Source organism: Streptomyces sp. HSW2009, assembly GCF_040240285.1.
GTDB lineage: Bacteria > Actinomycetota > Actinomycetes > Streptomycetales > Streptomycetaceae > Streptomyces.
In genome coordinates this window covers 1-426 of the sequence record NZ_JBEHZD010001165.1, presented here as the reverse complement: position 1 = coordinate 426, position 426 = coordinate 1, and the positions used below count along the sequence as shown (strand labels likewise).

The 426-nt window shown below is 70.2% G+C and carries 1 protein-coding gene; it reads right to left on the bottom strand.

The genetic code is table 11. The annotated features are described in order from the left end of the window. Positions 1-376 (bottom strand): KR domain-containing protein (locus AAHZ94_RS35050; RefSeq protein ID WP_349997682.1); only part of this gene is annotated, 376 nt, incomplete at its 3' end. Positions 377-426 lie beyond the last annotated feature (50 nt).

The following is a 426-nucleotide window of genomic DNA, read 5'->3' as shown; positions in this document are numbered from 1 at the left end:
CATCCGCAGACGACACATCCACCGCAACCACCCGCACCTCAGCACCCAACCCACCCAACCGCTCCACCAACTCACCAACACCCGGAGCCTCACCACCACGCCGACTCGCCAACACCACATGCCGCACACCCCACACCCCCACCACATGCTCAGCCACCAACGAACCCAGCACCCCCGTGCCACCCACGATCAGCACCGTCCCGGAAGGATCGAGCCCGGCCGGCGCCGACGCCTCGGCCACCTCGGCCGCCCCCCGAACCCGGGCCAACCTCGGCACCAGGACCCGTCCGTCCCGGAGCGCGACCTGCGACTCCTCCGCAGCCAACGCAGCCCGCACCCCCTCCACCACACCCGCACCCGCAGACTCCACATCCACCAACACAAACCGCCCCGGATTCTCCGACTCCGCACTCCGCACCAACCCCC